Source organism: Rhizobium sp. BK212 (genome assembly GCF_014197475.1).
Taxonomy (GTDB): domain Bacteria; phylum Pseudomonadota; class Alphaproteobacteria; order Rhizobiales; family Rhizobiaceae; genus Rhizobium; species Rhizobium anhuiense.
This window is the reverse complement of the sequence record NZ_JACIFS010000001.1, coordinates 24,060-39,104: the sequence shown is the minus strand read 5'-3', so window position 1 is coordinate 39,104 and position 15,045 is coordinate 24,060. Positions and strand designations below refer to the sequence as shown.

Annotated in this window: 7 protein-coding genes; 1 reads left to right on the top strand and 6 read right to left on the bottom strand. The window is 60.6% G+C overall.

Annotated features, from left to right (window positions below; genetic code table 11):
- Positions 1-246: 246 nt before the first annotated feature.
- The gene (locus FHT79_RS00170; protein ID WP_097542461.1) at positions 247-1,176 is read right to left on the bottom strand and encodes a TauD/TfdA family dioxygenase; all 930 of its coding nucleotides are present in this window, start codon (positions 1,174-1,176) and stop codon (positions 247-249) included.
- Positions 1,177-1,450: 274 nt separating this feature from the next.
- Between FHT79_RS00170 and FHT79_RS00165 the strand changes: the two genes are divergently transcribed.
- Positions 1,451-1,858, top strand: coding sequence for a carboxymuconolactone decarboxylase family protein (locus FHT79_RS00165; RefSeq protein WP_097542660.1), 408 nt, complete (start codon positions 1,451-1,453; stop codon positions 1,856-1,858).
- A 134-nt stretch (positions 1,859-1,992) separates the two neighbouring features.
- Here FHT79_RS00165 and FHT79_RS00160 read toward each other — a convergent pair whose 3' ends face one another.
- The 5 genes from FHT79_RS00160 to FHT79_RS00140 form a co-directional block, all read right to left on the bottom strand.
- Complete coding sequence (locus FHT79_RS00160) at positions 1,993-2,184, bottom strand: hypothetical protein (RefSeq protein ID WP_164735891.1); 192 nt, start codon at positions 2,182-2,184, stop codon at positions 1,993-1,995.
- Between the two features lie 13 nt (positions 2,185-2,197).
- Positions 2,198-2,395 carry a hypothetical protein gene (locus FHT79_RS00155; protein ID WP_097595561.1) on the bottom strand — a complete coding sequence of 66 codons (198 nt, stop codon included), beginning with the start codon at positions 2,393-2,395 and terminating at the stop codon, positions 2,198-2,200.
- Between the two features lie 379 nt (positions 2,396-2,774).
- Positions 2,775-3,941, bottom strand: a complete 1,167-nt coding sequence (locus FHT79_RS00150) for a UDP-galactopyranose mutase (protein WP_097595458.1) — start codon at positions 3,939-3,941, stop codon at positions 2,775-2,777.
- Positions 3,942-3,947: 6 nt separating this feature from the next.
- Entirely contained in the window at positions 3,948-6,023 is a 2,076-nt protein-coding gene (locus FHT79_RS00145; RefSeq protein WP_132573423.1) for a glycosyl transferase, read from the bottom strand.
- A 176-nt stretch (positions 6,024-6,199) separates the two neighbouring features.
- The gene (locus tag FHT79_RS00140) at positions 6,200-14,503 is read right to left on the bottom strand and encodes a hypothetical protein (RefSeq protein ID WP_183902846.1); all 8,304 of its coding nucleotides are present in this window, start codon (positions 14,501-14,503) and stop codon (positions 6,200-6,202) included.
- Between the last annotated feature and the right edge of the window lie 542 nt (positions 14,504-15,045).

Below are 15,045 nucleotides of genomic sequence, written 5' to 3'. Positions count from 1 at the left end.
CTCCCTTCTGCCTCGATGTCATCGATAGTGCGCTCTTGGAATCTCACGACAGCGCCGCGCGTATTTCCACATACGCAGAGGGCGCTGTCGACTTTGACATACTGCATGATGTTATCCTTCAATCGATGCCGATTTAAGGAATTTTGCAGCAACCGACTTCAAGTGGATTCCGGAGCCTGCGCCAGCCGAGGCGATCAGCACGGCAAGCGCTTGCGAGTTTCATGTCCTTCCACTGTCCGGCCGCGCTCATGCGGCATTTGCTTTCGGCCGGGCAGCCTTAACGTGGGTGACGCTGCGGCGACCGTCGACACTGGCAGGGACGTCGCCATCGACGGTGGCGCGGCGCACGACCCGGTGCTGGTCGCCGTAGTCGTTGACCGCATAGTGCTGGGTCGCGCGGTTATCCCAAATTGCGACATCTCCGGCTCTCCAGCGCCAGCGCACGGTATTTTCCGGGGCGGTCACGTAGGACTGGAACACCTCGTAAAGTTTCGCGGAGTCGCTCTTCGACAGGCCGACTAGACGCTGAACGAAATTGCCGAGCAGCAGCGATCTTTCGCCGGTTTCGGGATGGACACGCACGACTGGATGCTCGGTCTCGTAGATGGTCGAGGTGAAGACTTCCTCGAAATGCTTCTTCTCTTCAGCGGTGGCGCGAGGGCGCACGGCTGCGTAGTCATAGGCATTGCTGTGAATGGCCCATAAATTGTCCGCCAGCAATTTGAGCGGCGCCGGCAGACTTTCATATGCGGCATGCGTGTTGGACCAGATCGTATCGCCTCCAGCTGCCGGAATGACGACGCCGCGAAGGACCGAGAATTTAGGATAGGCATCCACGAAGGTGACATCGGTGTGCCACTGGTCCGCCCTGCCGCCGCCGCGGCTGGAATCGAGATTGAGGATGGAAGCCGTGCCGGCCACCGGACCCTGGGTTGGATGCGGTACAAGGTCGCCCAGGCGGCGTGCGAAGGCTTCCTGTTCGGTATCGTCAAGATGTTGCTGGTCGCGGAAGAAGATGACCTTGTGTTTCAGGAGAAGCTGGTTGATGGCTGCCACCGTCGCGTCGGAAAGTTCTCCGCCAAGGCGGATACTCCTGATTTCGGCGCCGACACGGCCGGTCAGCGGCACGACATCGGACTCGGGAATGATCTGATTGACGAGAACTGGATTGCTCATGGAAAGCTCCTGGTTGGTCTTGGAAGAAGACGGCAAGTCACATGCACCCGATGGGCATCCACCGGGCGATCGAAAATCTCATCGCTAAACTCGACAGGGCTAGGGAACAGGATAATCTATAAATTCTATAGATAAATAATTCTAATTTTGCCCGCTTCCCCGAAACGGCTGCGTTAGATATTTCCTCTTGTCGGTGAATTCTCGCCTGCCGACGCAACCGAAGAAAAGATCATGTTTACGGCCGTCCATGGAGGCCGCCGGAAAGGAACTTTCGATGGCAACAGTCAAGCTCCTGTCTGACCAAGAGGCTGCGGCCATTCCGGCCGTTCAAGCCGTGTTCGACGACATCAGGGCGACGCGCAAGACCGACTTCATCAACAACTTCTGGCGTGCGCTTGCGAACGATCCCGCAAACCTCAAGCGGGTATGGGAAACGCTGAAATCGGTCATGACCGTGGAAGGTGCGATCGATCCATTGACACGTGAAATGATCTACATAGCGGTGTCGACGGCGAATGCTTGCCAGTACTGCATTCAATCCCATACCGCAGCGGCCCGTTCGCGCGGCATGACGGATGCACAGCATGGCGAACTTCTAACGATCATCGGGCTTGCGGCGCAGACAAATCATCTTGCGCTGGCCTTGCAGGTCCCGCCGGATCCCGAATTTGAGGTCCGGTAAAACCCGGCTCGGGATTGGGTCGCAACGCCAGCCGATCGATAATGGAAGCGGTCGACAGGTCGATGATGGTGTTGACAGTCACTTCTTGAGCGCTGACGGCGCTGTTCAGGATGGCGTGAACAGCGGGTGCGCTTTCAATGGCGGTGCCGATACTGGCGCGAAGAGATTTCGATGGTGAGCTCCGCGTATGTCGATTGGAGTTCCCTATCCGTGCCGTCTTCGAAATGGTCGTCGAGAAGCAGGGAGCGATACTCTCGAGCAAGCAACCTCGTTTCGAGCTCGTCGCGCAACGCAGAGAGCCGGAAGAATTGGCGTAGCCTGCCCATGGTGTTTCTCCGATCAGGCGGCGCGATGAATGCCGGCTTGTGATGCCGACATCAATTTGTGGATTGCTCGCAGCACGTCCGACGGCGCGGCGAAGTGCTGGCCGTCGAGGTCATGCACGTGAAACTTCACGGCGATGAACCTCAGCTGGTCCTTGTCTGGAACGACGATGCCGACCGGAACGCCGGCATACTCGATCACCTGTTTGGCCATTGCGATCATCCGTAAAATGGGTCCTCTTGCGACGCATATTCGGCGGCGGGCATGTTTATAGTCTATTAATTTAATAGACTATATAAGCGGTAAACGGAGATGACTATTCCGATCGATTCCAAATAACTCCTATGATCGGAGAAAATAGTTCTAGAACTGCGGCTTTTTTGACCGCTCCCGGGGCTGAGCCGACAGGGCCTCCGTGTCCGGAAAAGACTTCGCTAACGCGTATCGCCACCCTCGCTCGCCCGGCGCAGCGGGATTCGAACGACTGGGACGAGCACTGCCAAAAAAGCATGCTGCAAATTTTTGAAATGACTTCAACGCCGGACTCGGCCGGGTGTCAAAAGGCGGGTTCGCGTCCTCGTTCCGGCGCCAATCAAGGCATCTGGAGCGGCGGATGCAAGAATGCAGGCATGGGCGTCTCACCGGCGCTCGTGGAGAGATATAGCCGTGCGGTGTCCAACGCTTCGCGAATAGTGACGTCCATGTCGAGATAGCGGTAGGTCCCGAGCCGGCCGACGAAGGTGACGGAAGCCTCCTGTAAGGCGCGCCTGACATATTGGCCAAGCTGCTGCTTTTCCTTTATCAGGCGGATCGGATAGTAGGGGATGTCGTCCGGACCGCAGGCCCTGGAAAATTCGCGATAACAGACCGAACCGGCATGATCTTCCCATGGGGAAAAATGCTTGTGTTCCGTCACCCGCGTATGGGGCACGGCGACATCCCCATAATTCATGACCGCGCAGCCCTGGTAGTCGCCCTCATAGGTAAAGCGCTCGAAATCCAGCGTGCGATATCCCAGACGGCCATATTCGTATTCGAAATAGCCGTCGAGCGGACCGGAATAGAATATGTGGTCAAAGCTCTTGCGCAGACCGCTATCGAAGCGCGTTTCCAGATGGACTGTTATATTTGTGTGATCGAGAATTCGCCCGATCATCTCGGTATAGCCGTGCTCCGGCATGCCCTGGTATTTGTGGAAGAAATAATTGTCGTCGTAGTTGAAACGGACTGGAAGCCGTTTCAGGATGGACGCCGGAAGCTCGGCCGGCGAACATCCCCATTGCTTCTGCGTATATCCCTTGAAGAAGGCATCATACAGGTCCTTGCCGACGAAGCGCAGCGCCTGATCCTCGAAGGTCTTCGGATCGCTTATGCTTTTGTCCGAGCAGCTGTCGATGAAAGCGCGCGCCTCGTCAGGCCTGAACACCTTGCCAAAAAACTGATTGATCGTGTGAAGGTTGATGGGCAGGGAATAGACCTGCCCGGAACTGGTCGTCTTGACCCGGTTCTTATAGGGCAGGAAATTCTGAAAGACATTCACATAGTCCCAGACGTCCTTGTCATCGGTGTGAAAAATGTGCGGCCCGTAGACATGAACCATGACGCCGGTCGCCGCGTCGCGCTCCGTGTGGCAATTGCCGGCAATATGGTTTCGCGTTTCGAAGACGTCGACCTCGTGACCTGCCTTGGCCAGTTCACGCCCGATGACTGCACCTGAAAGGCCCGCGCCGACGACGGCAATTTTTTCAATCCGCGGCATTGCCGATCAGCTCTTCCCGGTGGCGCTTATTGTCGAGGCGGTGAACCCTTCCGTCGCCAGGCGGCTGTCGTAGGGGAAAGGCGCATAATCGTGCCATTCGGCCAGCTTGTTGCGGTAAGCCTGCCTGTAAGCCCGATCGTCCGAAAACGCGATATTGTCCTGAACGAGTTCCATCCCGATGTCGTAATAAATGTCGAGGTTGCGCAAGTCCGGCACAGGTGTTTCACCGCCTTCGGATTCTGCTTGCATTTGCCAGAAAAGCGCCTCGAGGCGGGCGGCAAGAGCTGGAATGTCGCGCAACGTGCAGCTCTCCCGTTTTGCCTGCAAGGATTCCCTGATCGTTCTCAGGCTCTTGGGGTCGTTTGCAAAGCCAATGGCTCTTTCGATGTAGCTCTGCGGCCCCGAGCAGATCAGTTCCGGGACGCCGGCGGCGGCAACGATGCTATGGCAGAAACGCGCGGCAAAGCTCTTGCCGGGGAATGTCAGGATAGGCAGTCCCATGGTGAGCGCGTCGGCTGCGGTGGAATGCGCTCCATAGGGAAATGTGTCGAGGAACAGGTCGGCGAGCGCGATGCGGGCGAGATGCTTCGCATTCGGCGCCTTGGGCGCGAAAATGAGCCGTTCCGGCGCGACACCGGCTTTCTCCGCTGCCTGGCGCAGGCGTTGATCCACATCGTCGTTTCCAGCGAGCAGCCAGAGCACGCTGCCGGTCGTCGCAAGAAGAATTTTCATCCAGTCGGCAAAGGTTTCCTGCGTGATTTTCTGCATGCCGTTGAAGCAGGCAAAAACGAAGGCGTCTTCCGGCAGCCCGGCTTCTGCTCGCGACGGCCTTTCGGCGATCACCCTCTTGCGATCGATCGGCTGGTTGCAGGCAATCCTGAGCACCTTTTCCGAATAATAGATCTCGTTCTCGGGCGGGATGATGTGTTCGTCGGCGATGATGTAGTGATGGAACGGGCTGGCCATGGTGCCGGGATAACCGCAAAAGTTGACCACCACAGGCGCTGGCCGGTAGGCAAAGATTTTCGTTCGTGCATGCTTGGTGTAGCCGTTGACATCGACAAGAATGTCGATGTCGTCGTCGGCGATCTGCCTTGCAGCGTCGGCATCGCTCAGCGCGGCAATATCGCGCCAACAATCAACGGCAGCTTTCATGCGTGCCTGGGTCGCATCCCCTGCAACCGGCTCGCCGCAATAATAGGCGTAGATTTCGAGGCTCTTCTTGTCATGCAGCTCCAGCACCTCTCTAAGCGCAAAACCGACCGCGTGGTCGCGCAGATCCGAGGAGACATAGCCGACGCGAAGGCGCTGGCCGGTTCCCGTCTTCTGCTTGGGCACCTTGCGTGAGAAGCCGCTGGTATCCGGACGTCCGACGAAGGCCTTGTTGTAGCGGTAGGCTTTGGCGAGCTGGAATAATGGATCATCGGAAAAGCAGGCGAGCGCCAGCGGCGACATGGAATCGAGCAGGTGACGCATGGAGACATGGTCCGACGGCACCAGCGTCGGCCACTTGCACTGGCGCTGGCGGAGCGCGCTCCAATGTTGCCCGGCTTCCGTCTTGTCGGGCCGCAGTTCCATCGCCTGCCACAATGCCGTTTCCGCGTCTTCCAGGAGGCCCGCGTTTTCCATGACGCGCCCGATGTGCTGAAGCGCCAGCAGGCGATGCAGCAGCCCGTCGGCTGTGCTCTCCGCAGTCATCTCCACGAAACTCTGCCATTGCAGAATGGCCTGCGTGGCAACGCCGCTGTCTTCCAACGCCCGTCCAAGATTGATGTGCGCCGGTCCAAAGCGCGGATTAAGTTTCAAGCAGGCGCGCAATGCGTGGATCGAGCCTGCCACGTCGCCCAACTGCCGCAGGGTGACCGAATAATTGAAATAGACGAGATGCAGGAAAGGATGAGTCTCGTTGAAGGCGATCCAGACTTTATAGACGTCTGCCGCCTCGAGTCTCTGCCCGACGGCGCTGCGACTTTCGGCGAACTGAAACAAGTCCGTGAATGAAAGGCGCTGAGTGCGCGCGAGCTCCAGGATCCCAGCCAGTGACGGAACGGGAATTGGCGCTGATGCATCATTGGTGACCATGGACATCCCACGAATTGACGGCCGGCATTGCTACCATTTGCGAAAGGCTAACGATAGCTAACGGCGATAGCTTGCTCTAAACATGTCGGGCAGACGCCTGTTGAAATCAGCGTGGGACTGCGACCCTTGCGATGGCCGAAATCCTTGCGCTGCTCGCTCGCGCTCCCGCCGTGCGATCAGGCATTCAGATAAACCGAAATGACTGCCGCTATCTGGTCCGAACTCAGATTCCCCATCTGGGTTTCCATGAGAGCATTCAGTTGCTCGCTCGACAGGCTCACAATATCGTCCGTGGACAATCCAGCCACACCGGTCGAGCTGAACGATGCGATATCGGCGGTCGAGAAGGTTGCCAGCTCCTCGGTGGTCAGTGCCGCGACTTGGGCCGAAGTCAGGCCGGTGACCTGGCTTGAGGTCAAAGCCTCCGCCTGTTCTGTCGTCAAGGCGGCGATGGCTCTGGTGGTCAGTCCCGAAATCGCACTTGAACCCAAGGCGATGATGTCGTCGGTGGAGAAGAGAGCGAGGTCGTCCGTGTCCAGTGCGGCGAGCTGCACTGCATTCAGGGCACTGATCTGCGCCGTCGACAAGGCCGCGATTTGATCGGTGCTCATGGCCGCCACCTGCTTGTAACCCAGCGAGGCGACCTGGCTTTTTGTCAAAGCGGCGACCTGCTCGCTGGAAAGCGTGGCGACAACGGCTGTGGACAATCCCGATATGGCGCTCGAGCTGATCGCCACCAGTTCTTTTGTCGAGAAGCTTTCCAGATCCTCGGTGGTCAGGCCTGCGACGCCAGCCGAGCTCAATGCTGCAATCTGGGTGGTGGAAAGCGCTTCAACCTGTTCGATACTGAGGGCTGCGACCTGAACGCTGCTCAGACCGGCAATGCTTGCCGTGCCCAGGCCGGCAATTTGAGCCGTGGAGAGAGTGGCGATAAAGTCGGTAGACAATCCCTGTATGGCAGCCGAGCTGATCGCTGCGATATCGGCTGTTGAGAAGGTTGCGAGGTCGTCGGTGGCGAGGCCCGCGATGCCGGCCGAACTCAACCCGGCAATCTGTGTGGTGGAAAGCACCTCAACCTGCTCGATGCTCAAAGCACCGACCTGCGCGCTGCTCAGACCGGCGACGCTGGCGGCGCTTAGAGCCGCGATCTGCGCGGTCGACAAGGCCTCGAGATCATCGGTCGTCAAGACGGCAACCTGTGTGGAACCAAGCGCGCCGACCTGAGCGGTGGTCAGGGCCTCCAGCTGATCGGTGCTCAAGGCCTCGATCTGTGCGGTGGAAAGGCCCGCAATGCCAGCCGTGCCCAGGGCCGCGATCTGACCCGTCGATAAGGCTGCGATGGTGGCCGTGCTCAAACCGGATATGGCAGTCGAGCTGATCGCCGCGATATCGGCGGTCGAGAAGGTCTCGAGATCGTCCGTTCCGAGCGCCGCAATCTGGGCTGAGCTCAGCACGGCAACCTGGGCCGTCGTCAAAGCCTTGGCCTGATCGGTGCTCAATGCGGCAATCTGCGTGGTCGCCAGGCCGGCGATGCCAGCCGTGCTCAGGGCCGCGATCTGGGCAGTCGACAGAGCCGCGATAACGGCCGTGGACAATCCCGATAGTGCGCTCGAACCGATCGCTGCGATATCGGCGGTCGAGAACGCCTCGAGATCGTCCGTTCCGAGCGCCGCGGTCTGCTTGGAGCTGAGAGCCCCGACCTGGGTCGTCGTCAAGGCCTCAACCTGACCTGTGCTGAGTGCTGCAATCTGCGCGCTGCTAAGACCTGTGATGCCGGCGGCACTCAGAGCCGCAATCTGCGCGGTCGACAGTCCCGCGATATCATCGGTACTCAAGGCAGCAACCTGCTTGGAACCAAGCGCGCCGACCTGAGCGGTCGTCAGGGCCTCAAGCTGGCCAGTGCTCAAGGCAACGATCTGCGCGGTGGAAAGGCCCGCAATGCCAGCCGTGCCCAGGGCCGCGATCTGGCCCGTCGAAAAGGCTGCTATCGTGTCTGCGGTCAATCCCGATATTGCGCTCGAACTGATCGCTGCGATATCGGCGGTCGAGAAGGTCTCGAGATCGTCCGTTCCGAGCGCCGCGATCTGGGTCGAGCTCAAGACTGCGACTTGCAGTGTCGTCAGGGCACTGGCCTGATCGGTACTCAATGCGGCAATCTGCGCGGCGCTCAGACCTGCGATGCCGGCCGTGCTGAGTGCCGCGATCTGCGCGGTCGTCAGTCCCGCGATATCAGCGGTCGCCAAGACAGCAACTTGCTTGGAACCAAGCGCGCCGACCTGAGCTGTGGTCAGGGCCTCCAGCTGATCGGTGCTCAAGGCCTCGATCTGCGCGGTGGAAAGGCCCGCAATGCCAGCCGTACCCAGAGCCGCGATCTGGTCCGTCGAAAAGGCTGCGATCGTGTCCGCGCTCAATCCCGAAATGGCACTCGAACTGATCGCCGCGATATCGGCAGTCGAGAAGGTCTCGAGATCGTCCGTTCCGAGCGCCGCAATCTGGGTCGAGCTCAGCACCGCAACCTGGGGCGTCGTCAGAGCCTCGGCCTGGTCCGTGCTCAATGCGGCAATCTGCGTGGTCGTCAGGCCGGCGATGCCGGTCGTGCTCAGCGCCGCAATCTGGGCGGTTGACAGGGCCGCGATATCATCCGTGCTCAGGGCGACAAGCTGCTTGGAGCTGAGAGCCCCGACCTGTGTCGTCGTCAGGGCCCCAACCTGACCTGTGTTGAGCGCAGCGATCTGCGTGGTGGTCAGACCCGCAATACCGGACGTGCTGAGCGCGGCAACTTGCGTGCTGGAAAGGGAAGCGACCGCAGCGGTGCTCAGGGCGGCGATCTGCGTCGAGTTGAGCACAGCAACCTGCTTGGTCAGCAAGTCGTCGATTTGCCCGGCGTCCAAGGCCGCGATCTGTTTGGTGGAAAGGCCGGCAATCCCGGCCGTGCTCAGGGCAGCGATCTGAGCACTGGACAGCGCGGCGATAACCGTCGTGGACAATCCGGTGATCGCACTCGAACCGATCGCCGCCATATCCTTGGTTGAGAAAGTCGCTATATCGTCCGTATCCAGGGCCGCAAGCTGCGTCGCACTCAGCGCCCCGACCTGGATCGTCGTCAATGCCTCGGCCTGTGCGGTGCTCAGGGCGGCGATCTGTTTGGTGGAAAGCTGTGCAATGCCGGATGTGCTCAGGGCCGCGATCTGATCTGTCGAGAGGACGGCTATGACAGCGGTGGGCAATCCCGCTATGGCGCTCGCACTGAAGGCGGCGATATCCTTGGTCGAGAACGTGGCTATGTCGTCGGCATCCAGCACAGCAAGCTGTGTCGAACTGAGGGCGCCGATCTGAGCGGTGGTCAAAGCGTCAAGCTGTGCTGTGCTCAAAGCGACGATCTGTTTGGTGGAAAGGCCCGCAATGCCTGACGTGCTCAGGGCCGCGACCTGATCCGTCGAGAGGGCCGCGATAACGGCGGTGGACAATCCCGATATGATACCCGAACTGATGGCCGCGATATCCTTGGTGGAGAACGTGGCTATGTCGTCCGGACTCAAAGCAGCGATTTGCTTGGAATTGAGAGCGCCGACCTGCGTGGTCGTCAAGGCCTCGGCCTGGGCGGTGCTCAGCGCCGCAATCTGTGTGGTGGAAAGGCCTGCGATGCCTGATGTGCTCAGGGCTGCGATCTGCTCAGTGGAGAGGGCGGCGAGAAGATCCGTACTCAAGGTGGCGACTTGCGTCGAACTCAGCGCTGCAATCTGCCTGGTGAGCAAGGCGTCGATCTGACCGGAATTCAGCGCATTGATCTGTTCGGTGGTCAGACCCGCAATGCCTGACGTGCTCAGGGCCGCGATTTGATCCGCCGAGAGGGCAGCCATAGCGGTCGTGGACAAGCCTGATACGGCGCTCGAGCCGATCGCCGCGATGTCCTTGGTCGAGAAAGCGGCCAGATCATCCGTCTGCAGGGCGGCTATCTGATTTGAGCTCAGCATGGCGACCTGCGTCGTCGTCAGGGCCTCCGCCTGTACAGTGGAAAGGGCGGCGATCTGCTCGGTGGTCAGACCCGCAATGCCGGATGCGCTCAGAGCGGCGACTTGCGCAGTGGAAAGGGCGGCGATGACATCGGTGCTCAAAACAGCCACCTGCGCTGAGCTGAGCACCCCAACCCGCGCGGTGGTCAAGGCGGCAATCTGCGACGTGCCGAGGGCGGCGATCTGGCTGGTGGTCAGCCCGGCGATCGCGGATGCACTCAAGACGGCGATCTGATCCGTCGAAAGCGCCGCTATGACAGCCGTGCTCAAGCCCGACATGCCTTTACTGGTGATCGCCGCGATATCGGCGGTCGAAAAAGTGGCGACGTCATTGGGTTCCAGAGCACCCACCTGGGTCGAGCTCAGCGCGGCGACCTGAGCCGTCGTCAATGCTTCTGCCTGCGCCGTGCTCAAGGCCTCGACCTGATCGGTGGTCAGACCCGCAATGCCGGATGTGCTCAGGGCGGCAATCTGTGCGGTGGAAAGGGAAGCGACGACATCCGTACCGAGGGTGGCGACTTGCGTTGAACTCAGCGCCGCAACCTGCTTGGTGAGCAGGGAATCAATTTGACCGGTGCTCAGCGCGTCGATCTGTTTGGTGGTCAGGCCTGTGACGCTGGCCGTGCTCAGTGCGGCGATCTGATCCGCCGAGAGTGCTGCTATGACGGCCGTGCTCAAGCCCGATATGGCTTTGCTGCCGAGCGCCGCAATATCGGCGGTCGAGAATGCGGCGATATCGTTCGCATCCAGGGCCGCAAGCTGGGTCGAGCTCAACATGGCGACCTGCGTCGTCGTCAATGCCGCTGCCTGGGCCGTGCTCAGGGTGTCGATCTGTTCGGTGGTCAGACCCGCAATGCCGGCCGCGCTCAGGGCAGAGATCTGCGCAGTGGAAAGGGAAGCAACGGCGTCCTTGTCGAGAGCCGCCACTTGCGCCGAACTCAGCACCGCAACCCGCGCGGTCGTCAAGGCGGCAATTTGCGCCGGCTTCAGGGACGCGATCTGGCTGCTCGAAAGACCTGCAACCCCTGCTGCGCTCAGGGCAGCGATCTGATCCGTCGAGAGGGCTGCCGTGACGGCCGTGCTCAAGCCCGATATGGCTTTGCTGCCGATCGCCGCAATATCGGCGGTCGAGAAGGTCGCGATATCATCCGTCCCCAAGGCGGAATACTGTGTTGAAGTCAGCGCTGCAGCCTGGGTCGTCGTCAATGCTTCCGCCTGCGTCGTGCTCAGGGCGGAGATCTGTTCGGTGGTCAAACCCGCCGTACCGGCGGCGCTGAGGGCCGCAACCTGCGCAGTGGAAAGGGATGCGACGACATTCGCCCCCAGGGCCGCGACTTGCGTTGAACTCAGCACCGCAACGCGAGCGGTGCTCAAGGCGGCAACCTGGCTGGTGTTCAGGGCTGCGATCTGGCTGGTCGTCAGGCCAGTAACCGCGCTCGCGCTGAGGGCCGCAACCTGTGCGGTGGAAAGCTCTGCGATCTGTTCTGCGCTCAAGCCCGATATGGCTTTACTGCTGATCGTCGCGATATCGGCGGTCGAGAAGGTGGCTATGTCATCCGTCCCAAGAGCGCCGAGCTGGGTTGAGCTGAGGACCGCGACCTGGGTCGTCGTCAGCGCGCCAGCCTGGCTGGTGCTCAAGGCGGCGATCTGGCTGGTCGTCAGGGCAACGACGGCGCTCGTGCTCAAGGCGGCGATCTGATCGGTCGAGAGTGCTGCAATGCCGTCTGGGCTCAAGCCGGCCATGGCCTTGCTGGTGATCGCCGCCATATCGGCGGTCGAGAATGTGGCCAAGTCGTCCGTTCCGAGCGCCGCAATCTGGGCGGAGCTCAGCACTTTCACCTGTGAGGCGGACAGTGCCTCGGCCTGCGCCGTGCTCAAGGCGGCGATCTGGTCGGAGGTCAGTCCCGTGACACCGGATGTGCTGAGGGCGGCAACCTGCGCGGTAGAAAGCACCGTGATGTCTTTGGTGTTCACGACCGCGATTTGCGACGCCTTGAGGGCGCCAACTTGTTCCGTCGTCAAGGCGGCAATCTGCGATGTGCCGAGCGCTGCGATCTGACTGGTCGTCAGGGCAACGACGGCGCTCGTGCCCAGAGCAGCGATCCGATTCGTCGAAAGCGCGGCAATGCCGGCCGTGCTCAAGCCGGTTACCGCTTTACTGGTGATCGCCGCCATATCTGCAGTCGAGAAGGTGGCCAAGTCGTCCGTTCCGAGCGCCGCGATCTGGGCGGCGCTGAGCGCCTTCACCTGTGAGGTGGTCAGTGCCTCGGCCTGCGCCGTGCTCAGGGCGACGATCTGATCGGAGGTGAGACCCGTGATGCCTGATGTGCTGAGGGCGGCAAGCTGCGTGGTGGAAAGCGCCGCGATGTCGGCCGTGTCCAGGACCGCGATTTGCGATGCCTTGAGGGCGCCAAGCTGGGTCGTCGTCAAGGCGGCGACCTGCGATGGGCTCAAGGCGGCGATCTGACCGGTCGTCAGGGCAACGACAGCGCTCGTGTTCAGAGCAACAAGCTGTTCCGTCGAGAGGGCCTCGACCTGACTGGTCGCCAGACCCGCGATCGCGCTCGTGCTAAGGGCCGCGACCTGCGCGGTGGAAAGCGCCGCGACAAGGCCCGTGCTCAAGCCGGTGACCGCCTTGCCGGTAATTGCCGCGATATCGGCGGTCGAGAAGGTGGCTATGTCGTCCGTTCCGAGCGCCGCGATCTGGGTTGAGCTCAGCGCCTTCACCTGTGCGGCAGACAGGACCTCGGTCTGTGTCGTACTCAAGGCGACGATCTGGTCGGAGGTCAGCCCGGTGATGCCTGATGTGCTGAGGGCGGCAACCTGCGCGGTGGACAGGGATGCGACGATAGCCGTACCTAAAGCCGCAATCTGCCTGGAGCTCAAAACCGCGGCCTGGCTCGCCGTCAATGCTCCAGCCTGCGCCGTGCTCAAGGCGGCGATCTGCTCGCTCGTCAAGCCCGCAATGCCGGCCTTGCTCAGTGCCTCGATCTGGTCCGTCGAGAGGGAGGCGATCACGGCCGTGCTCAGGCCCGGCATGGCTTGACTGGTGATCGCCGCCATATCGGCGGTCGAGAAAGTGGCTATGTCGTCCGTTCCCAGGGCCGCGATCTGGGTCGAGCTCAAGGCTGCGACCTGGATCGTCGTCAATGCCTCGGCCTGTGCCGTGCTCAGGGCGGCGATCTGGCCGGACGTCAGACCCGCAATGCCTGATGTGCCGAGGGCGGCAACCTGCGCGGTGGAAAGCACCGTGATGTCGTTGGTGTCCATCACCGCGATTTGCAACGCCTTGAGGGCGCCGACCTGGGTCGTCGTCAAGGCGGCAATCTGCGCGGTGCTGAGGGCGACGATCTGGCTGGTCGACAGCTCAGCGATCGCGGCTTTGCTCATGGTGGCAACCTGCGCGGTGGAAAGGACCGTGATGTCGTTCGTGTCGAGGACCGCGATTTGCGATGCCTTGAGCGCGCTGACCTGGCTCGTCGTCATGGCGGCAATCTGCGCCGTGCTCAAGGCGACGATCTGGCTGGACGTCAGACCAGCGATCGCGATCGTGCTCAGGGCAGCCACCTGTTCGGTGGAAAGGGCGGCGACAAGGCCCGTGCTCAAGCCCAATATGGCTTGACTGGTGATCGCCGCCATATCGGCGGTCGAGAAGGTGGCCAAGTCGTCTGTCCCCAGGGCCGCAATCTGGGTAGAGCTCAGCGCCTTTACCTGCGTGGCCGACAGTGCCTCGGCCTGTGCCGTGCTCAGGGCGGCGATCTGGTTGGTCGTCAAGCTCGCAACCGCACCTGTGCTGAGAGCAACAAGCTGGGCGGTGGAAAGCACCACAATGTCTTTCGTGCCCATGGCCGCGATTTGCGATGCCTTGAGGGCGCCGACCTGGGCCGTCGTCAAGGCGGCGATCTGCGATGTGCTCAGCGCCGCGATCTGGCTGGTGGTGAGCCCCGCGATCGCGCTCGCGCTCAAGGCAGAGATCTGATCCGTCGAGAGGGTTGCGATAGCGGCCGTGGACAGGCCCGATATGGCTTTGCTGGTGATCGCCGCGAGATCGGTGGTCGAGAAAGTCGCCACATCCGCGGCGCTTAAAGCGGCGAGCTGCAACGAACTGAGAGCACCCACCTGAGATGAGGTCAGGGCCTGTGCCTGATCTGTCGTCAATGCGCCAATCTGCGCGGTCGTGATTGCCGCAATTTGAAGCGAGCTCAGGCTTTCGATGTCAGTGCTGTTCAAGACAGCCAGTTGATCCACGGTCAAACCGACAATGGCACTTTGTGAAATGGCACTTAATTGCTGCGAGCTGAGAACATCGACATCTTCCGTGTCCAAAGCAGCGATTTGAGACGACGAAAGGGCGCTGATCTGCTTGGTGGTAAGCGAGGCCACATCTTCCGTCGTCCAGGCTGCAACCGTGGACGTTGCAAGAGACCTGATCTGACTGCTGGTAAGGGAGGAAACAATCGACGTCATATGTAAAAACTCTTGCGTTAGCCAATACAATAAAGTTCAGCGTTTCGAAGCCTGCACCGCCTGTTTGGCCGGGCTCTGAAAAGAACCAACGCTCTGAAAATTCACTGCCCAGCAAAGAGGAGTGTAATCAGATTGGCTTGCGCGAACCTGTAGTTGTCAAACTGATCGGTACCGGAATTGTGCGGTGAGCCGCCGCTCGATCCCGTCCAAGGGCCTGATTTGCAGGTCGATGTCACGCGTCGGTTCGAGAAGGACGTTGGGGAGAGGCGTTGGCAAACAGCTGACGGCTATGCGACGGCTCGCATAAAGGGCTTGATGCAGTTTCGATCGAGATGGCACCCCCACCTCATCGAAACCCGGGCGGAGTGACATTCCAACTTTGCACAAACACGGACACTTCAACTCTAACTTCTAGTCTAAATACAACAGGAGCCTAGGCGCCTGCTGGCAGGGAGACAGCCGCGCTCAAAGACGTCCTGTTCGGGATTGTTAAGCTGTGCCGGGTCGGATCACGCCGATGTAAAGAAGCTCTGCTCCGAGGA